Here is an 18,722-nt window from a genome sequence, read left to right as displayed (position 1 = left end):
TTCAGGATCGCGGGGGTCAGCGGGAGAGGGGGAATCGTGGCGGCCCATGTAACCGCACTTGGCGCAATAGGCTAGGGCTGCTCATCTGCCACTGGCTGATAGCGCGCCGGATCGGCCAGCAGGCGGATCAATCCTTCGTGCAGCAACAGGTCATCAATCGCGCCGCCCACCTCGATTTCCGCCGTATGGTCCGACGGGCGATGGTATCGGCTGTCAAGGAACGGACGCAGGATCGCAGCGCTACCATAACTGCTCGACAGCAGCACCGCCGGCACGCCATTTTGCTGCAATGCCCAGCCATCGTGGCGCTGAATAAAGCTGTCAGCCAAGTCCTGTTCGCCAAGTTCGCGCCCACTGCGCGCCAGATAATCGAGGATCACCTGATCCAGCGGCGTCTGCCCGCGCCCGATAAAACCCACCGGGCTGGCTTCTGGTGCGATGGCTACCATGTCGAAATTGAACGCGGCGATGATAGAGCCGAGCGGCAACGGCGCGGCCTTGGCAAATGCCCGCGCGCCCAGCAGGCCCCCTTCTTCGGCGGTGGTCGCCAACACGTAAATATCACGGCCCAGCGGCCCGCCAGCCTTCAACCGCCGCGCCAGTTCGAGCATTGCGGCAAGCCCGCTGGCATTATCCGCCGCGCCGTTGCAGATATGGTCGACCTCTTCGGGTGGACGGCATTCGCCCAGATGATCCCAATGCGCCAGCAGCAGGATCGCCCCCGCCCCCGGCGCGCTACCCGGAATCCTGCCCACCAGATTGCTGGAGGTGAATTCGCGGCGCTCTGCACTCGCCTGCAACGTGATTGCCAGATTGATCTCCAGCGGGGCGAAATCCGGCGCTTGAGCATCCGCCTTGTAGCTATCCCAGCGATGTGCCCCTACCGCCTCTGCCAGTGCGGCATCGGTGACATAGGCTGACAATGTGTCCTGATCCTCGCTGGCGAGTTGCAGCCTTTCGCGCGTTCCGGCCATGCGCACGCGGGTGAGCGCACCGGCATCGGGCAGCACGGTGACGACTGCGGTCGCCCGCTGCGCGAACAAGGCCGCGCGCCGTGCGGCATCGCGGCCCGGATCGGCAAGCATCACCGCCACCGCGCCCGCCATCGCATCGCCCAGCACTGATCCATCGCCGTAACCGACAAACACCACCGGCACCCCCGTGCCCGGCCCGCTGGCGGCAAGCGCACGGCGGCGCGGCGTGAACACGGCGGCGTCCGTTTCCGGCACGGTTACGCTGCTGCGCCCCTGTGTCAGGGTCAGGCTGCCAGTCAGCGGGCGGGTGGACACCAGATCGACCGGCATCCGCCAGTATGAGCCCGGATCATTGGTGCCCGATACAAGCCCAATCTCACCCATGCGTCGTTCAAGAAAAGTGAGCGTCTTGTCCTCACCCGGTGTGCCCGGCTTGCGCCCGCCGAAATCGTCGCTCGCCAGCACGGCGATATCAGCCATCAACCGCTGTTCGATAGCGGCGCGTTCGGCCAGCGGAGCACTGGTAATTGGCGCACGCGCGCAGGCGGCCAGCGGCAGGCTGACCAGAACCGCCAGAAAAAGCCGGGCGGGCGCGCCAATCATCCGGCGGTCCAACCCCCGTCGATGCTGTAATTGGCACCGGTAATGTTGCGCGCGGCATCGCCGCACAGGAACAACGCCAGCGCGGCGACATCTTCGGGCTGGACGAAGCTTTTGGTCGGCTGCTTCGCCAGCAAGACATCATTGATCACCTGGTCGCGGGTCATTCCGCGCGCGGCCATTGTGTCGGGGATCTGGCCTTCGACCAGCGGCGTCCAGACATAGCCGGGGCTGATGCAATTGGCGGTGACGCCGTGCGTGGCGAGTTCCAGCGCGATGCTTTTGGTAAAGCCCGCCATCGCGTGTTTCGCCGCGACATAAGCGCTTTTGAACGGCGAAGCGGTGAGCGAATGCGCGCTGGCGGTGGCGATGATCCGGCCCCAACCTTTGGCCTTCATTCCAGGCACGGCAAGCCGCGTAGTGTGGAACGCCGCCGAAAGGTTCAGTGCCAGTATCGCATCCCACTTTTCCGGCGGAAATTCCTCAACCGGGGCGACGTGCTGCATCCCGGCATTGTTGACCAGAATATCAACCGGGCCGATATCTGCCATCATCTGCGCGATAGCCGCCGGATCAAGCAGGTTCGCGCCATTATAGGTCGCGCCCAGTTCTTCGCACAGGCGCGCGATTTCATCGGCATCGCCCAGCCCGTTGAGGATCACTTCGGCCCCATCCGCCGCCAACGCACGGGCAATCGCCAGACCGATGCCAGAGGTTGAGCCGGTAACCAGTGCACGCTTTTCCTTGAGCATTCGCCGCATCTCCTGCACGTTCGGGCTATTCACGTTCGCTTTTGCCGCCCGAAAAGCGGCTGTCCAGCAAATTGCTTAAAGCGGCGCGCGATGGGGGAGGATTCTGGATGCGGTTGGGCCCTTTTGACACTTCACGGATCAATGTTCGATCCAGCAGCGCAGGCGGAGGTGGCGGCGCGCGGCGCGCTGGCGGGATCGGCTGCGGCACATTGGCGATTGCGCTGATCGGCGCGGTGGTATTCGGGCTTGATCCGATGGACACCATCGGCCTGGTTGAAGGCGTGCAGCAGCAGGCCAGCCCGGCGCAAAGCGGCAGCAGCAGCAGCGACGATCTGACCGAAGCGGAAGTCTGCGCCACCAGCGCCTATGCCACCGAAGCCTGCAACGCGCTCACCAGCCTCAACATCACATGGCAAGCGGCGTTTGACCGCGCCGGGATCCCGTTCGAACAACCATTCCTCGATCTTTACCGCGATGGCCGGGTGGCAACCGATGGCTGCGGCAGCGCCACCTCTGCCGCAGGGCCGTTCTACTGCCCGGCGGACAAGGGCATCTATATCGACACCAGCTTTTACGATCAGCTCGCGCAGATGTCGGGCACCGGGGGTGATTTTGCTCGGCTCTATGTGATCGCGCATGAATATGGCCACCACATCCAGACCATCACCGGGCTTTCCCCGCAGGTGCGATCCGCGCAGCAACGCAACCCGTCGCAGGCCAATCAATTGCAGGTGGCGATGGAATTGCAGGCCGATTGCTATGCCGGGATGTGGGCAGGCCGCAATCGCAACCTGATCGAACCCGGCGATCTTGAAGAAGGGCTGACAGCCGCCAGCGCGATCGGCGATGATACCTTGATGCGCAATGCGGGGCAGCGCATATACCCCGAAAGCTTCACCCACGGCACCAGCCGCCAGCGGATGCAAGAGCTCAAACTAGGATTGGAAAGTCGCAATGATGATGCCTGTGATGTGTTCTTCGAAGCGGGTTAGGCCGTTCGCGCTGCTGGCCGGGATTGCGCTGATGGCCACCCCGGCGGCGGCGCAAGTGGTGCCCGAGCCCGATAGCACCGAAGTTGCCAAGACGCCCTTGCGCGATTTCAACATCGACGCTCAGGACATTCCTGAAGTGTTGCTGATTGCCGAACGCGATCCCTATGCCACTGCCGGACTCAGGCGTTGCGATGCGATCGTCACCGATATCGCCTCCCTGGATCAAGTGCTCGGCGCGGATTATGACATTGCCGTGGATGACGGCAATGGCGGCCTTAACCAAGGGCGCATCGGCCAAAAAATCGTGGGATCGATCATTCCGTTCCGCGGCCTTCTGCGCGAAGCGACCGGTGCCGCTGACGCTGAACGTGCGCTGCGTGCTGCCTATACCGCAGGCATGGTGCGGCGCGCTTTCCTCAAAGGCTGGGGGCTGGGGCGCGGCTGTGACTATCCGGCGCGGCCAAAGCGCGCGGGCGGTGCTGCTGACCAATGATGCGCACGCTGCTGATCGCCGCGGTCGGGATTTTGCTCGGCGCTCTCCCGGCGCAAGCACAGCCGCAAGACGAGTTTTTACCGCTTACCACCCCGGTTGAATTGGCGGAGGGTGAAAGCGAAGCGGAAGTTGGTGAACTGATCTTTCGCGGGGGAGTGGAAATCGCGCCGGATAAGGCGAGGATTGGCGGCATTTCGTCCATCGAATGGCACGAGGATCAGCTTTATGCGGTCGCCGATGACGGCCGCTGGCTGGTGATGACGCCTGAGGACGTGGCAGGCCGCCTCGTCGATGTCTCATCGGTGACCATCGGTGATTTGCGCGATGCCAAGGGCGGCAAGCTTGGCAGCAAGCAGCGCGGCGACGCCGAGGCAATCACCCGGCTGGCCTCTGGCGAATGGCTGATCGCGTTTGAACAGGATCACCGCATCTGGCGCTACGCCGAACACGGCGGCGCGGCCACCGGCAGCGAAAGCGGCGCGGATAGCCTGATCGCCGCGATCACGGATGCCAATGGTGGGATCGAAGCCCTCGCCGCCTATGATGGCGGGCTGCTGGTATGCGGCGAGTGGGCCGATCCTGCGCGCCCCAATTGCCTGCGGATCACGGCTGCGGGTGCGCAAACCTTCCACCTTCCCGCCCCCGCCGGGTTGGCCGAGGTGGGCGGCACGCCGACCGACGCCGCATGCAAGGGCGATGGCACCTGCTATGTGCTGTTTCGCAGCTTCACCCCCGGATACGGCAACCGCGCGGCGATTGTCGCGCTCACCCCGGATGCCGACCCGCAAACCCTCGCCGTGCTAGCACCGCCACTGATGCTCGACAATTTCGAAGGGCTGGCGGTACGTGAAGCTCAGGGGCGCACGTTTCTGTATCTCGTATCGGACGACAACTTCCGCAATTGCGAGACCAAGCCCGGCGATGGGTGCCAGCGCACACTGCTGATGAAGTTCGAGATCAAGGGTGAGCCTGCCGAGACTGTGCCCGCCACGCCCGAAGCCTTCGCCGCCGCGCCCACATCGCGCCCCGGCACCCGCCCCTTCCCCGATGCCGCCAGCGTCAGTGTGGTGATCAAAACCACCCTCGGCCCGATCACCATCGCGCTGGAGACCGAGCGCGCACCGATCACGGCGGGCAATTTCCTGCGCTATGTCGATCAGCGGCGGCTGGATGGCACCACGTTTTACCGCGCGGTGCGCCTTGAGAGCGATCCGCAGCCCAGCGGCCTGGTGCAAGGCGGCACACGCGGCGATCCGAAGCGTATTCTGCCCCCCATCACCCACGAACCCACCAGCCAGACCGGCCTGACCCATACCCACGGATCGGTCTCGATGGCGATGAACGCGCCCGGCACCGCCGACGGTGATTTCTTCATCATGATCGAGGATCAGACCGGGTTCGATGCCGACCCCACGGCGAGCGAACCGGCGTGGCGCGCGGGCTTTCCGGTGTTCGGATATGTCACCGATGGCATGGAAGTGGTCGCCGCGATCCACGCTGCCCCGCGTGACGATCAGGCAGGCGAAGGGGTAATGCGGGGTGAGATGCTGGCCGCGCCAATCACAATCATTTCTGCGCGGCGGGCTGAGGCTTCGCCGCCCGCGCCATAAGTGCGGCCTTGTCAAATGCCGGGCGGCCGACCGGCGCGCTCGCCACCTGCGGTTTGCCTGCTTCGATTGCAGTCAGCCATTGGTTCACCCCCGCCCCGATGCTGACCTGCGGCAGCGAGGCAAGGAAACGCGCCTCAGTCTCCCACTCCGCCACCGAACGCCCGGCCATCCGCGCGGCCTCATCGAGCGCCACCGGCTGACGCAGCGCGCGGTTGATCAGCGCATCGCCAAAATAGGTCCAATCATTCTCCGCCACGCAGCCAAACGAATTGCGCGTGGCCGCCGCCGCAGTGAGGATCGCGGTGTCCGGGCTGGCAAGCGCGGGGACGAACACGCCTGAATAACACGCGCTGATAATCAGCACCCGGCGGCGAATCCCGGCCTCCTCCAGCGCCGATTTTAGCTTGGCGGGGGACAGAATGCCATAGCCGCTATCGCCGTAGTGATAGGCAAGGCCAATGTCCGACCCGTGGCTGGTGGTATAGAGCACCAGCACATCCTCGGACGAGTCCATCACTGATCCAACGTGCGACAGCGCCAGCAGCAGCGCGGTGATCGAGCCGTGGGGCCTGTCATCGCGCGCACCGTCCGGCCCGGCCAGCGTCAGCGTGCGGCCCTGTGCATCATACCGCGCGCCCAGCACCCGCGCGGCCTCCCGCGCCTCACGCGCGAACACCGGATCGCTATCCAGCGCGATGGTGAGCACATAGGCATCAGCCACGCCGGGCCGCTGCGGAGCAAGCGCGCCGAGCGCCGTATCAAGCCGCCGCTGCTGTTCGCGGATCGCGGCGGCGGAAACCCCGCGCTGTAATTCGGGGCTGAGTTCATATGACTTGCGCCGCTCGGCCCGGCCCTCTCCGCTGGCAAGATCGGGAAAGGGTGCGGTGTGGGGTGGCGGCTGGTTGGGGTTGGTGGCGGAGGGTTGCGCCGCAGATTGCGACAAAACCGGCACTGCCAGCAACGCCGCCAAGGCCCCTGCGATGATCGCGCCCTTGTTCATCGCAGTGCAAGCTGCCTGCAAGCAGGAGTTCGGTCAAGCGTGAGCGTGTACGTGGTCCCAAGTTGCCAGAATTACCAATATCTGGTAACTAAGCTCGCATGGGCAAAAACACCTCAATCTCGCTCGGCGACCACTTTGAAAATTATACTCGCCGAAAGGTTGAATCGGGGGAGTATAGCTCGACCAGTGAGGTCATTCGCGAGGCGCTGCGGTTGCACGAGGAACGCTCAACCTTCAAATCGAAACTGCTGGAAGCGATCGACGAAGGTTTGGCAAGCCCGATTGACGAGACGTTCGATATTGATTGTTGGTTTGACGAAGAATTTCTTGCCAAGTGATGCGTATCATATTCCGCACGGCGGCATCCGCCGACATGCGGCGCATCGGTCGCGAAACCCGCAGCGCATGGGGTGACACTCAAGCGGTCTATTATGTTGGGAAGTTGCGAACCGATATAAAATCCCTGCGCGAATTCCCGCTACGCTTTCCAGAGTTAGAAACTCGCCCCGGCCTTCGGCGCATGAATAGCGGGCGCCACGCGGTGTTTTATGAGGTGGCGGAAGGCCGGATCGAGATTGTCCGGGTGTTGCACGTGGCGAGTGATTTTGAGCGATGGGATTGGAATTTTTCTGCTCGCTGGCACCCTTAGCCACCTAGTTCTGCATACCGTTTTCGATCTGACAGCCTGCTTCAATCAATTCGTCAAAAAAACTGACGCCTTCAATTGGATATCTTTCCGAACCGTAGGAGCGTCGGTCATCAAGCCACGCAACAACCTCTTTCCCGACCTCCTCATCATGCGAAACCAGAGTTGCGAAGATTGAAGCCCACAACTGTTTATCATTCTGACAAAAGTGCGAAAATTTGCCAGCGATCAGGATCCTTGCAAACTCGCAATACGAAATGAGAGCATGACCCTGATCATGAGTGATTGTGCCTGGTATGTGTGGAAAAACGTTGTGGATCGATTCAAGCTGTTTGGACGACACAACATGACCGTCGTCGGTCGCAGGCGCTTTCACATTGAGTTGCAAATCCCAGCGACCATCCGGGGCGCGACCAAGCACCCGAACTGCAACGTCAGTTGAAAAGAGACCATGATATTCCGCCGGAGGAATAGTGCTCCATTCCATATCAATACACCCGCGCCTTCGGCTCGATGTAAGCAATATCGTCCGTCAGCGTGTATTCGTGCACCGGGCGGTAATCGATCCGCACTGTTCCGCCCGAACCGCCCCAACCGTCAAACCACGCCACGGTATGCTTCATCCATTCAGCATCGTTGCGATCAGGGAAATCCTCATGCGCGTGGGCGCCGCGGCTTTCCTTGCGGTTGGCGGCGCTGGCAATCGTCACATTGGCCTGCGACATGAGGTTATCGAGTTCGAGCGTTTCGATCAGATCAGAATTCCAGATCAGCGATTTGTCACTGACGTGGATATCCGCCATCCGCTTGCTTTGTTCGGCCAGCTTGGCCACGCCTTCGTCCATCAGTTTCTGATCGCGGAACACGGCGCAATGTTTCTGCATCGCCTTTTGCATATCACTGCGGATTTGCGCGGTGGGGGATCCGCCTTGCGCATAGCGGAAGTGATCCAGCCGGGTCAGCGCGAAATCGGCGCTGTCGGCGGGCAGTTCGGGCTGTTTGGCGTTCGCTTTCAGGCTATCGCGCAGGTGATGCCCGGTCGCCCGGCCAAACACCACAAGATCGATCAGCGAGTTCGATCCGAGGCGGTTCGCCCCATGCACCGAAACGCACGCCGCCTCACCCACCGCATAAAGGCCGGGGACCGCGTGATCGGGGTTGCCATCCGGGCCGAGGGTGACGACCTGGCCGTGATAGTTACAGGGGATGCCGCCCATATTGTAATGCACCGTCGGGGTCACGGGCAGCGGCTGGCGGGTCAGATCGACCCCTGCAAAAATCTTGCCGCTTTCGGTAATCCCCGGCAGGCGCTGCGCCAGCACCTTGGGATCGATGTGATCGAGGTGGAGGTAAATATGATCGCCCTCCGGCCCGACACCGCGCCCTTCGCGCATTTCCAGCGCCATCGAACGCGACACGACATCGCGGCTCGCCAAGTCTTTCGCGGAAGGCGCGTAACGCTCCATGAAGCGTTCGCCTTCGGAGTTGGTGAGATACCCGCCCTCGCCCCGCGCACCTTCGGTAATCAGCACGCCCGCGCCATAGATGCCGGTCGGGTGGAACTGCACGAACTCCATGTCCTGCAATGGCAGGCCAGCGCGCAACACCATGCCGCCGCCGTCGCCAGTGCAGGTGTGCGCCGATGTGGCGGTGTAATAGCAGCGGCCATAACCGCCCGTCGCCAGCACGACCGATTGCGCGCGGAAACGGTGGATCGTGCCGTCATCCAGACACATCGCGATCACGCCGACGCAGACCTTCTCGCCGCCCACTTCGGACATGATCAGATCGAGCGCGAAGTATTCGATGAAGAAATCCGCGTCATACTTCAGGCTCTGCTGATACAATGCGTGGAGCATCGCATGGCCGGTGCGGTCAGCCGCGGCGCAGGTGCGCTGCACCGGCGGGCCGGCGCCCATGTTCTGCATGTGCCCACCAAACGGGCGCTGATAGATCGTGCCATCGGCGTTGCGGCTAAACGGCACGCCCGCGTGTTCCAGCTCGTAAACCGCTGCCGGGGCTTCGCGCGCGAGATATTCGATCGCGTCCTGATCGCCCAGCCAGTCTGACCCCTTGACGGTGTCGTACATATGCCAGGTCCAGTGATCGGGGCTGTTGTTGCCAAGGCTCGCCGCGATCCCGCCTTGCGCTGCCACGGTATGGCTGCGGGTGGGGAACACCTTGGAGATATTGGCGGTGCGCAGGCCGCTTTCCGCCGCGCCCATCGTCGCGCGCAGGCCAGAACCGCCCGCGCCCACCACCACCACATCATAGGTGTGGTCGATAATCTTGTATGCGCCCTTCAGATGCGAAGCCGAGTCGGCTGCGTTTGCTGCTGTCGTAGCCATCAGGCCTGACCTCCGAATGCGAGCGCGGCAACGCTGAAAATGGCAAAGGCGCCGCCGCCGAAAATTGCGAGATTGAGCGCGACAAGCGCCCCGAACTTGGTGCCGGCGTTGTGGACATAATCCTCGATCAGCACCTGCAGGCCGAGCCGCGCGTGCCAGAACAGACTGATCACCAGCAGGATCATCGGCACCGCCGCCACCGGCTGCGAAAGCCACTTGGCAACGCTGGCATAGTCAAAATCGCCGAGCATCACGAGGCTGACCAGCAGCCAGCTCATCAACACCACATTGCCGATCGCGGTGAAGCGCTGCACCAGCCAGTGATGCGCGCCGTGGTGCGATGCGCCCAGCCCGCGAACGCGCCCGATGGAAGTTCCGTTACCCATATGCCTGTCTCCTCAGCGCAGCAGGATCAGGGCCCAGAAGCCCGCGGTGAGAAGGATGGCGATCACCGGCGCGGCGATTGACCATAGGCGATTGGTATCCAGTTCATAGCCAGCGCCGATATCGAGCACGAAGTGGCGCAGCCCGCTCATCATGTGATTGAAGAACGCCCATGACAGGCCGACCAGCACCACCATGCCGACAGGCGAACCCATGATCGACTGGAAACTGGCATAGGCCGCAGGCCCGCTCGCCAGCGCGCCCAGCCACCACACCAGCACGCCAAGGCCAACCAGCGCCAAGCCATCACCGGTGGCGCGGTGGAGGATTGATACCAGCATGTGCGGGCCCCAGCGCCACACCTGCAAATGGGGAGAAAGCGGTCTTTGGTTCATGATGATCCCGTCTGGTCGCTGGATTTTGTCATCCCACTAAGCATCGCTATCGCTTGAGGCAAGCGGCGAGCGGTGGACACAGCTTGCAAAGTTTCGGATAGACACTTGCATGGGACACATTCTTGTAACCGGATCAAGCCGCGGAATTGGCAAGGCGGCGCTCGAAACTCTCAGCGCGCGGGGGGTGGCGGTGATCGGCCATGCCTCACGCCCGCAACCCGCCGCGCCGGGCGCTCCGCCGATCATCGCCGCCGATTTCGGCGATCCGCTGGCCGTCCAATCGCTATGGGAAGCGGCGCTGGAACTGGCGGGCGGGCAAATTGACGCGGTGGTCAATAATGCCGGGCGGTTCGAGGCCAACCGGCTCGACCGATCGGACATCGAATGGCTGGATGCGTGGGAGGATACCTTGCGGGTCAACCTCACCGCCGCCGCTCAGCTTTCGCGGCTGGCGGTGCTGCACTGGCAGGCGCGCAGTTTTGCAGGGCGGCTGGTTCATGTGGCGAGCCGCGCGGCCTATCGCGGGGATTCGCCGGCGCATTGGCACTATGCTGCGGCCAAGGGGGGGATGGTGGCGATGCACAAGACGATTGCGCGCGCCTATGCCAAGGACGGCATCCTCAGCTTCGCAATCACGCCAGGGTTCACCGATACCAGCATGGCCGATGATTACCTCGCCAGTCGCGGCGGGCCGGGGCTGCTGGCGGACATTCCGCTGGGCCGGGTGGCGACACCGGACGAAATCGCCGCGATCATCGCCTTTTGCGCACTGGACGCACCGCCAAGCATGACCGGCGCGGTGATCGACGCCAATGGAGCCAGCTTTGTTCGATAAATCCCTCTTCGCTCTGACCGCGCTGGCACTCGCCGGGTGCGGCGCCAGCATCCCCGCCTCGGACATAACCGCACGGGTCGCGGACGCGCAGCATTCGAGCGACATCGTGCGCTTTGCCTCGGTGTGCGAAGATTGGGACGATTGGGACAAGCCGACAGAGCCGTTCCAGATCCACGGCAACACCTGGTATGTCGGCACCTGCGGGATCGCCGCGATCCTGATCAAGGGCGATGATGGCGCGGTGCTGATCGACAGCGGCACCAACACAGGCTCCGAAGCGATTGAGGCCAATATCGCGGCACTCGGCTACACAATGCGCGATGTGAAGGCATTGCTCGTCAGCCATGAACATTACGACCATGTCGGCGGGATGGCCCGGTTTCAGGGGCTGAGCGGCACGCCGCTATGGGTCGGCGAAGGCGCGGCCGAGGTGATGCGCACCGGCAAGGACGATCCGCGCGATCCGCAAGCGGGGCTGCACGCAGCCATGGCACCGGTCACTGGCACGATCCGCGCAGTCGCAGACGGAGAGGTGCTTGAAACAACCGGCGTCACCCTAACCGCGATCGCCACCCCCGGCCACACCATCGGCGCGATGAGCTGGCAGTGGGAGAGCTGCACTGCGGGCGGATGCGTGACCATTGTTTATGGTGACAGCCTCTCGCCCGTCAGCGCCGACGAATACCGTTTCACCGATCACCCTGAATATGTCGCGATGTTCCGGCGCGGGATCGCTCGGCTGGCAGGGCTGGAATGCGATATGCTGATCACCCCGCATCCTTCGGCGAGCCAAATGCTTGCCCGCGCCCGCACCGGTTCATTCGAAGGCGGCATGACCTGCCTCGCCTACGCCGCCAGCAAGACCAAGGCGCTGGATGATCGGCTCGCCAAGGAAGCTGCCAGCAAATGACCACCTGGAAATTGAGCCTCCACGCGCCCAAGACGGTGGTGCAGGCGGCGCTGCTCGCGCATGATCTCATCGACGATTGGGACTTTGAACTCGTCATCGCGGGGCGCGAAGTGGCGGAGGACCAGCCTGACGACTGGGTGCTCGAAGGCTGGTTTCCGCGCAAACCGGGCAAGGCGCAGAAAGCCGCGCTGACGGGCTTGTTCGCGGGCGTTTTAGAAGGTGGGGCACCCAAACTCACCATCGAGGAACTTCCCCCGCAGGATTGGGTGACGCTGAGCCAGCACAATGTCACCCCGATCCGTGCCGGGCGGTTCCACGTTCACACCCCCGATTACCCCGCCGACCCGCGAGCCATCGACTTTGTGATCCCCGCCAGTCAGGCGTTCGGCACCGGGCAGCACCGCACCACCGCCGGTTGCCTCGAAATGCTCGACGCGATCAAGGCGAGCGGCATGGTCGCGCGCAATATTGCCGATATCGGCACCGGCACCGGCTTGCTCGGCTTTGCGGCGCTGGCGCTGTGGGCGCGTGCGCGCATCACCCTTACCGATATCGACGCGGTGTGCGTGCCGGTGGTCGAGGAGAACGCCGCATTGAACGGCATCCCGCTCGGCCCGCGCGCGGGTGAGGCGGTGATGGTGGTGGCCGACGGGATGGACGATCCGCTGATCAAGGTGCGCGGGGCCTATGACCTGCTGATCGCCAACATACTCGCCGGGCCGCTGGTGGAACTCGCGCCCGATTTTGCCCGCGCAGTTGTGCCGGGGGGCAGCTTGCTACTGGCCGGATTGCTCGCGGGCGAACAGGAAGCGGCGGTCAGGCGCGCGATGCACCGCGCAGGCTTCCGCATGGCAGCACGGTTGCAACGCGGCGATTGGGCGATATTGTGGCTGCGGCGGAGACGGATGCGCTAGGCGGCGACAAGGTTGGTTTCCAACAGCGCCAGCGCGTAGCGGGTGAAGGCGGCCATGTTGGCGATGCGGTCATCCGAAGTTGTTTCAATTAGGCGGGTGAACTCGCCCCCCGGCCCTGCCAAAGCGGCAACACTGCGTCCGGCAGGCGCGCCGCTGGGGTGATTGGAGCCGCCGACCGACCCGCTTTCGGCCAGACCCCAGTCTGCGCCGAAATTGTCGCGGATCGCGCGGGCTTGCAACAGTGCGTATTCTTCGCTGGCCCCGCGCATCCCCTTGTATGCCTCGCGCGGCAGATCGAACAGCACGTCGCGGGCGCGGAAGGAATAGACCACGCCGCCCCCCACAAAGTAATCGAGCGCGCCGGGCACCGTCAGCAAGGTGGCGGCGATCAAGCCTCCGGTCGCCCCGTCGGCCACCGCGACTGTCTCGCCTCGCGCCCGCAGCAGGCCTGCGATGTGCAAGGCTCGCGGATGGAGTTCGTGCAGCAAGTCCATCAGTTTCCCAGCGCCTCAGCGACAATCGCTGCCCAGCCCGCCTCGTCCACCACTTCGATGCCGAGTTCAGCGGCTTTCTTCATCTTCGATCCCGCCCCCGGCCCGGCCACCACCAGATCGGTTTTCGCGCTGACGCTGCCAGCCGCCTTCGCGCCCAGCCGTTCAGCCTGCGCCTTGGCTTCGTCGCGGCTCATGGTTCCCAGCTTGCCGGTGAACACCACGGTCTTGCCAGCAACCCGGCTGGCGATGGTTTTGACCTCGTAGCGCGGCGGGGTGACTTGGCTGAGCAGATCTTCCCACACCGCGACGTTGTGCGGTTCGTGGAAGAAGTCTCGGAGCGACTCCACAACTGCGTCGCCCACGCCGTCGATCGAGGTAAAGGCAAGATACCAATCATAGTCTGTTTCGGGCTTTAACCGAGCACCGCTCTCAGCCATGAAGTTCGCGTTCAGGTGGTCTACTGCCTCTTTGATCCTCGGTAGATCGTGAAAATGCTTCATCAAATCCCGCGCCGTCACCTCGCCGACGTGGCGGATACCAAGCCCGAACAATAGCCGCGCGGCATCGGGCGTGCGTTTGGCCTCGATAGCTGCCAGCAGGTTGTCGACCGACTTCTCCTGCCACCCCTCCAGCGCCAGAATATCGCTGCGCCGCTGCCGCAGTCGGAAAATATCCGCCGGGCTTTCCAGCCACCCCAACGCAAAGAACTGCGCGATGGTCTTTTCGCCCAGCCCCTCGATATCCAATGCTTTGCGACTGACGAAATGTTCGAGCCGCTGGGTGCGCTGCGCCGGGCAGATTAGCCCGGCGGTGCAACGCACATCGACCTCGCCTTCTTCGGCCACCGCCTCGCTGCCGCATTCGGGGCAGTGATCGGGGAACGCGAACGCGGCGCGCACCTCGTCACGCGTTAGGTTATCGACCACCTGCGGGATCACATCGCCCGCACGCTGGATCACCACCCGGTCGCCCACGCGCAGCCCCAACCGCGCGATCTCATCACGATTGTGGAGCGTCACATTGGTCACCGTCACCCCGCCGACCAGCACCGGGGCGAGCCTGCCCACCGGGGTCAGCTTGCCCGTGCGCCCGACCTGAATGTCGATGGCTTCGACAGTGGTTTCCGCGCGCTCCGCCGGGAACTTGTGCGCCAGCGCCCAGCGCGGGGCCTTGGCGACAAAACCCAGCCGTTCCTGCCAATCGATCCGGTCGAGCTTGTAAACCACCCCGTCAATATCATAGGGCAGATCAGGCCGCGCCGCGCCGATCGCATCGAAATGCGCAACCAGATCATCCGCCCCACCTTCGATCCGGGTGAACAGCGGTGAGATCGGAAAGCCCCACGCGCGCAAGCATTCCACCACCTCGGTCTGGGTCGTGCCCGGAACCTGCGTCGCCGCGCCCCAGCCATGCGCCCAGAACCGCAAGGTACGCTTGGCGGTGACATTCGCATCTTTCTGCCGCAGCGATCCTGCCGCCGCATTGCGAGGGTTGGCAAACAGCTTCCCCCCCGCCTCATGCTGCGCAGCATTGATTGCGGTAAAGGCCTGTTTTTCCATATAGACCTCCCCGCGCACCTCGAAGATGGCGGGAACATCGGCGGGCAGTTTTTGCGGGATGTCGGGAATATGCGCGACATTCGCCGTCACATCCTCACCCACCTGCCCATCGCCGCGCGTCGCGGCGCGCAGCAACACGCCGTTTTCATAGCGCAGCGAGCACGATAGCCCGTCAATCTTGTCCTCGGCGGTGCAGGCCAACGGCGCGTCTTCCGGCAGGTTCAAAAACCGCCGCATCCGCGCCAGCCACTCCGCGACTTCCTCTGGCGAGAACGCATTGTCGAGGCTCATCATCCGAACTTCATGGGCGACCTTGCCCAATGGCGAAGCGGCGATGGCATGGCCCACTTTGCGCGTGGGCGAATCGTCGCGGATCAGATGCGGAAAGGCCGCCTCCAATTCGGCATTACGGCGGACGAGCGCATCATATTCCGCGTCGGAAATCTCGGGCGAATCCTCGGCGTGATACAGCCGGTCATGATGCGCAATCGCACGCGCCAGCCGCATCAATTCATTGGCGGCATCGGCTTCGGAGAGGTTGGCGCGCTGGCTCATTGGCATTGGTTTCGACGTCCTTTGGCTCTCCTATGCCCGAATAGCAAAGCGCCGAAAAGTGCGGCGCCAAGACGTCACATATCGTTCGCTGAACCGTGCAAGCCGGTTCGTTTGCGGAACTGATGTAATCGCATTGCCCCCGTAAATGATAAGTCAGTCATCCCATCAGACCACTTTGTAAATGAAGTAATATCATGTTATTTGAATCGTAGGGGAGCATGACGACTATCGAGTCGATGCAGATGTCTATGGCAGCTGCATATTTGGGGGGAGGTATAAAACCATGATATATCCTAAGCTTATCGGCTTTGCTGCGGCGTCTCTTTTATTTAGCGGGGCAGCGGTTGCACAGAACTTCACTTATGAAGTTGTTTGGGAACCTGTTGAATTTGTTGGTGGAATGGATACTCCTGATAGGCCGCAGGGCGGCGCAGGAATAGTGAACGGGTCTTACACCACGACATATGCCGACGGATCAGTGGAAAAGGGCAAGGCCCGCTGCATCGGCATGGATCAACCCGACAACGGGCTGTTTGCCCTGCATTTCTCATGCACCACCAACGATCCCAGCGGCGTGGCTTCGCTGGTCTATGGCTGTAACTATCTGGGCAAGCCCGGGCCGGAAACTCCGCTTGGATGTGTTGGCGGCATTCAGGGTAAAACCGGTGAAGCAACCGGACGGCGTGGTTCGCTGACGATGGAATGGTATTCCGAAACCCAGGCACGCGGAACCGGCCAGTGGTACGCTAGCCAGTAACGCAAAACCCGATAGGTTGACCGGGGCGCGGATCGATTTTCATCTCCCGCCCCGGCAACCGATCGGATTTCGTGCCTGCCCACCGCGCGTATTCGCGGTGTCAGTCGTGATCGGGCACCAACACCGTCGCCCACATCGTCAGGCCGCACATCGTCCCGCGAGGTCTAAATCCAAGCGATCTATAAAGCCCGATCGCGCCTTCGTTGTGGGCGTATGAATGGAGATAGGGCACATCACCGCGCGCGCGCTGTCCGGCCATAACCTGTTTGATCAGCCGCCGGGCAAGACCCTGCCCGCGATATTCGGGCCAGGTGCAGACCCCGCTGATTTCCGCCAGCCCTGACGCAGGCAGCATCCGCTCTCCCGCCATCGCTGCCAAGCGCCCGTCGATACGGATACCGTAGAACTGGCCAAAACGATGAGTCAGCGCGCGCCACGGCCCCGGCTCAGTCGCCAGTGCGATCTCGGCCATCTCGGCTGCATCATCCTCACCAAGCCGGTGAATTTCAGGATCAGGCGCTTCATCCGCAGGCACATCGCCATCGGCGATCATCTGGAGCAGTTCCATCGTTCGTTCGATGCGTGTACCGGGCGGCGCGCGCCAAACTTCCGGCTCGATCAGCCACAATTCGTCATCCCGGCTTGCGAGCAGTGAGGCCAAACCCGCCTGCGCCTCCTGCCCGCCATCACGCGCGGCCGCAAATGGCCCGTAGCGTGGATCGACCCGAACGGCAGAGCCCGACCCTTGCGCGAGATGGGCAAGCCGCCCTTGCAGCATATGCCACACCTGCCGATCAAGGATCCGATCCATCACACCCCCTCCAGCAGCCGATCTGCCTGCGCGCGCGCTTCGGGCGTCACTTCCGCGCCAGACAGCATCCGGGCGATTTCCTCTTGCCGCCCGTCAGCATCCAGCAGCACCACGCTGGTGCGTGTCACCGTGCCTCTGGATGCCTTGGCGATCAGGTAGTGCTGCCCGCCCCGCGCGGCGACTTGCGGGCTGTGCGTTACCGCGAGCAATTGGCCTTCCTGCGCCGCCAGCCGAGCGAGGCGTTCTCCGATGGCGCTCGCCACCGCCCCGCCCACGCCGCGGTCAATTTCGTCGAAGATGATCGTCGCCGCCCCGCCCTGTTCGGCCAACGCGACCTTCAATGCGAGGATAAAGCGCGACAATTCCCCGCCGCTCGCGATCTTGCCGAGGGCTGCAAAATCCGCGCCGGGGTTGGTCGAGATGAGGAACTCGACCGCGTCCATCCCGCTTGCGCCCCAGCGGTCTTCGGGCAGCGCGGTGATCTGCGTCAGGAATCGCGCGGCGTCGAGCTTGAGCGGCGCAAGCTCCGCCGCCACCGCCGCGTCCAGCTTCGCCGCGCCCGCCACCCGCGCCGCGTGCGCCTTCTGCGCCGTTGCCACGTAGGCAGTGCGCGCTTCCTTGGCGGCGGCTTCAAGCGCGTCCAACTGCGCCTCCCCGCCCTCAATCGCGTCGAGTCGGCCACGCATCGTGCGCATCAATTCGGGTAGGTCGTCCACCTCGCAGCGGTGCTTGCGGGCGGCGGCGCGAAGTTCGAACAGCCGGGTTTCGGCGTTTTCCAAGGCGTTGGGATCGTGCAGCAGCGCCTCGGCAGCGGCTTGCAGCTTGTCCTCCGCCTCTCCCGCTTCGATCACCGCGCGGTCGAGCGCAGCCAGCGCCTCGGTCAGCAATGCGTGTTCGCCCGCGATCCGGTCAAGCTTGCGCGCGGCCACGCGCAGCGCAGCGAGCGGCGAATCCGAACCCTCCCACACATGGCGCAGCGCCTCCAGATCGCCCGCCAGCCGCTCACCCTTCTGCATATCGGCGCGAGTCGCGGCAAGGCGTGCTTCTTCGCCTGCCACCGGTTCCAGCGCGGCCAGCTCCGCCAGATGTGCGATCAGCAGATCCTGATCGGCCTTGGCCTGTTCCACCGCGCCGCGCGCCTCGGCGAGCTGCGCTTCAGCCCTCGCCCAGACGGCAAAGGCGCGTTCCAGCCCCGCCGCATCGGTGCCCGCATAGCGATCCAGCAGCATCCGGTGGCCGCGCGGATTGACCAGCCCGCGATCATCATGCTGGCCGTGGAGTTCGACCAGCGCAGGCGCGAGTTCGCGCAGCAGTGCGACGCTGGCGGGTTGATCGTTGATGAAGGCTTTGGAGCCGCCATCGGCCTTCACCTGCCGCCGGATCAGCAGCGGCTCTCCCGGTTCAATGGCGATCTCCGCCTCATCCAGCGCGGCGGCGATGGGCGCGGGCAGCGCGGCGAATTCAAAACTGGCGGTGACGCTCGCCTTGTCCTCTCCGGCGCGCACCAGCGATGTCTCCGCCCGGTCGCCCAGGATCAGCCCCAGCGCATCGAGCAGGATCGACTTGCCCGCCCCCGTCTCCCCCGTCAGCACGCCCAGCCCACGCGCGAAGGTGAGATCGAGCGCTTCGATGAGGACGATATTGCGGATCGAAAGACGGGTCAGCATGGGCGGTGCAAGGGATAGCGCAGGCC

The 18,722-nt window shown here is 63.6% G+C and carries 20 protein-coding genes; 9 read left to right on the top strand and 11 right to left on the bottom strand.

The features are described 5' to 3' along the window. Positions 1–71: 71 nt before the first annotated feature. Both ABIE62_RS05860 and ABIE62_RS05855 read right to left on the bottom strand, forming a co-directional pair. The gene (locus tag ABIE62_RS05860; protein WP_354324350.1) at positions 72–1,577 is read right to left on the bottom strand and encodes a M20/M25/M40 family metallo-hydrolase; all 1,506 of its coding nucleotides are present in this window, start codon (positions 1,575–1,577) and stop codon (positions 72–74) included. Beyond that, positions 1,574–2,326, bottom strand: coding sequence for a 3-hydroxybutyrate dehydrogenase (locus tag ABIE62_RS05855; RefSeq protein ID WP_354324519.1), 753 nt, complete (start codon positions 2,324–2,326; stop codon positions 1,574–1,576). Before ABIE62_RS05855 ends, ABIE62_RS05860 begins: the two co-directional genes overlap by 4 nt. A gap of 107 nt (positions 2,327–2,433) precedes the next feature. Here ABIE62_RS05855 and ypfJ point away from each other — a divergent pair, with 107 nt between their 5' ends. From ypfJ to ABIE62_RS05840, 3 genes are read left to right on the top strand one after another with little or no spacing between them, the layout of a single operon-like run. Next, positions 2,434–3,318, top strand: coding sequence for a KPN_02809 family neutral zinc metallopeptidase (gene ypfJ, locus ABIE62_RS05850; protein ID WP_354324349.1), 885 nt, complete (start codon positions 2,434–2,436; stop codon positions 3,316–3,318). After that, positions 3,296–3,811: a hypothetical protein gene (locus tag ABIE62_RS05845; RefSeq protein ID WP_354324347.1), complete on the top strand. Its 516-nt coding sequence runs from the start codon at positions 3,296–3,298 to the stop codon at positions 3,809–3,811. Before ypfJ ends, ABIE62_RS05845 begins: the two co-directional genes overlap by 23 nt. Further along, positions 3,808–5,421: an esterase-like activity of phytase family protein gene (locus tag ABIE62_RS05840; protein WP_354324345.1), complete on the top strand. Its 1,614-nt coding sequence runs from the start codon at positions 3,808–3,810 to the stop codon at positions 5,419–5,421. The genes ABIE62_RS05845 and ABIE62_RS05840 overlap by 4 nt, the downstream gene beginning before the upstream one ends. Here ABIE62_RS05840 and ABIE62_RS05835 read toward each other — a convergent pair. Beyond that, positions 5,378–6,421, bottom strand: coding sequence for a C13 family peptidase (locus tag ABIE62_RS05835; protein ID WP_354324343.1), 1,044 nt, complete (start codon positions 6,419–6,421; stop codon positions 5,378–5,380). The two genes, ABIE62_RS05840 and ABIE62_RS05835, sit on opposite strands and share 44 nt — an antisense overlap. Before the next feature lie 98 nt (positions 6,422–6,519). Between ABIE62_RS05835 and ABIE62_RS05830 the strand changes: the two genes are divergently transcribed. Continuing rightward, positions 6,520–6,759 (top strand): type II toxin-antitoxin system ParD family antitoxin, encoded by a 240-nt coding sequence (locus ABIE62_RS05830; RefSeq protein WP_354324341.1) that lies wholly within the window; start codon positions 6,520–6,522, stop codon positions 6,757–6,759. After that, a complete protein-coding gene (locus ABIE62_RS05825; RefSeq protein ID WP_354324339.1) occupies positions 6,759–7,070 on the top strand; it encodes a type II toxin-antitoxin system RelE/ParE family toxin in 312 nt (103 codons plus the stop codon). Before ABIE62_RS05830 ends, ABIE62_RS05825 begins: the two co-directional genes overlap by 1 nt. A 4-nt stretch (positions 7,071–7,074) precedes the next feature. Here the strand turns inward: ABIE62_RS05825 and ABIE62_RS05820 are convergent, their stop codons facing one another. From ABIE62_RS05820 to sdhC, 4 genes are read right to left on the bottom strand one after another with little or no spacing between them, the layout of a single operon-like run. Then, complete coding sequence (locus ABIE62_RS05820) at positions 7,075–7,554, bottom strand: hypothetical protein (RefSeq protein WP_354324337.1); 480 nt, start codon at positions 7,552–7,554, stop codon at positions 7,075–7,077. A gap of 1 nt (position 7,555) precedes the next feature. Continuing rightward, positions 7,556–9,415, bottom strand: a complete 1,860-nt coding sequence (sdhA, locus tag ABIE62_RS05815; RefSeq protein ID WP_354324335.1) for a succinate dehydrogenase flavoprotein subunit — start codon at positions 9,413–9,415, stop codon at positions 7,556–7,558. After that, entirely contained in the window at positions 9,415–9,801 is a 387-nt protein-coding gene (sdhD, locus tag ABIE62_RS05810) for a succinate dehydrogenase, hydrophobic membrane anchor protein (RefSeq protein WP_354324334.1), read from the bottom strand. The genes sdhA and sdhD overlap by 1 nt, the downstream gene beginning before the upstream one ends. A 12-nt stretch (positions 9,802–9,813) precedes the next feature. After that, positions 9,814–10,194, bottom strand: coding sequence for a succinate dehydrogenase, cytochrome b556 subunit (gene sdhC / locus ABIE62_RS05805; protein ID WP_354324332.1), 381 nt, complete (start codon positions 10,192–10,194; stop codon positions 9,814–9,816). 109 nt (positions 10,195–10,303) lie between these two features. On the opposite strand from sdhC, the gene ABIE62_RS05800 reads away from it, so the two are divergent. From ABIE62_RS05800 to ABIE62_RS05790, 3 genes are read left to right on the top strand one after another with little or no spacing between them, the layout of a single operon-like run. Then, on the top strand, positions 10,304–11,029 hold the full coding sequence (locus ABIE62_RS05800) for an SDR family NAD(P)-dependent oxidoreductase (RefSeq protein ID WP_354324330.1): 726 nt from the start codon (positions 10,304–10,306) through the stop codon (positions 11,027–11,029). Beyond that, positions 11,019–11,939 (top strand): subclass B3 metallo-beta-lactamase, encoded by a 921-nt coding sequence (gene bla / locus ABIE62_RS05795; RefSeq protein WP_354324328.1) that lies wholly within the window; start codon positions 11,019–11,021, stop codon positions 11,937–11,939. Before ABIE62_RS05800 ends, bla begins: the two co-directional genes overlap by 11 nt. Beyond that, the gene (locus ABIE62_RS05790; RefSeq protein ID WP_354324326.1) at positions 11,936–12,853 is read left to right on the top strand and encodes a 50S ribosomal protein L11 methyltransferase; all 918 of its coding nucleotides are present in this window, start codon (positions 11,936–11,938) and stop codon (positions 12,851–12,853) included. Before bla ends, ABIE62_RS05790 begins: the two co-directional genes overlap by 4 nt. Here ABIE62_RS05790 and ABIE62_RS05785 read toward each other — a convergent pair. Both ABIE62_RS05785 and ligA read right to left on the bottom strand, forming a co-directional pair. Further along, positions 12,850–13,347, bottom strand: a complete 498-nt coding sequence (locus ABIE62_RS05785) for a CinA family protein (RefSeq protein ID WP_354324325.1) — start codon at positions 13,345–13,347, stop codon at positions 12,850–12,852. The genes ABIE62_RS05790 and ABIE62_RS05785 overlap by 4 nt on opposite strands. Further along, positions 13,347–15,467, bottom strand: a complete 2,121-nt coding sequence (gene ligA / locus ABIE62_RS05780) for an NAD-dependent DNA ligase LigA (protein ID WP_454184788.1) — start codon at positions 15,465–15,467, stop codon at positions 13,347–13,349. The genes ABIE62_RS05785 and ligA overlap by 1 nt, the downstream gene beginning before the upstream one ends. Positions 15,468–15,744: 277 nt before the next feature. On the opposite strand from ligA, the gene ABIE62_RS05775 reads away from it, so the two are divergent. Continuing rightward, positions 15,745–16,218: a hypothetical protein gene (locus ABIE62_RS05775; protein ID WP_354324324.1), complete on the top strand. Its 474-nt coding sequence runs from the start codon at positions 15,745–15,747 to the stop codon at positions 16,216–16,218. 100 nt (positions 16,219–16,318) lie between these two features. Here ABIE62_RS05775 and ABIE62_RS05770 read toward each other — a convergent pair whose 3' ends face one another. Next, on the bottom strand, positions 16,319–17,029 hold the full coding sequence (locus ABIE62_RS05770) for a GNAT family N-acetyltransferase (RefSeq protein WP_354324322.1): 711 nt from the start codon (positions 17,027–17,029) through the stop codon (positions 16,319–16,321). Then, positions 17,029–18,696: a DNA repair protein RecN gene (gene recN, locus ABIE62_RS05765; RefSeq protein ID WP_354324320.1), complete on the bottom strand. Its 1,668-nt coding sequence runs from the start codon at positions 18,694–18,696 to the stop codon at positions 17,029–17,031. The genes ABIE62_RS05770 and recN overlap by 1 nt, the downstream gene beginning before the upstream one ends. Positions 18,697–18,722: the final 26 nt, after the last annotated feature.

Source organism: Porphyrobacter sp. MBR-155, assembly GCF_040547625.1.
In the GTDB taxonomy this organism is placed as follows: domain Bacteria; phylum Pseudomonadota; class Alphaproteobacteria; order Sphingomonadales; family Sphingomonadaceae; genus Erythrobacter.
Note: the sequence above shows the minus strand (reverse complement) of the source record. Positions and strands in the feature narration are given on the sequence as shown.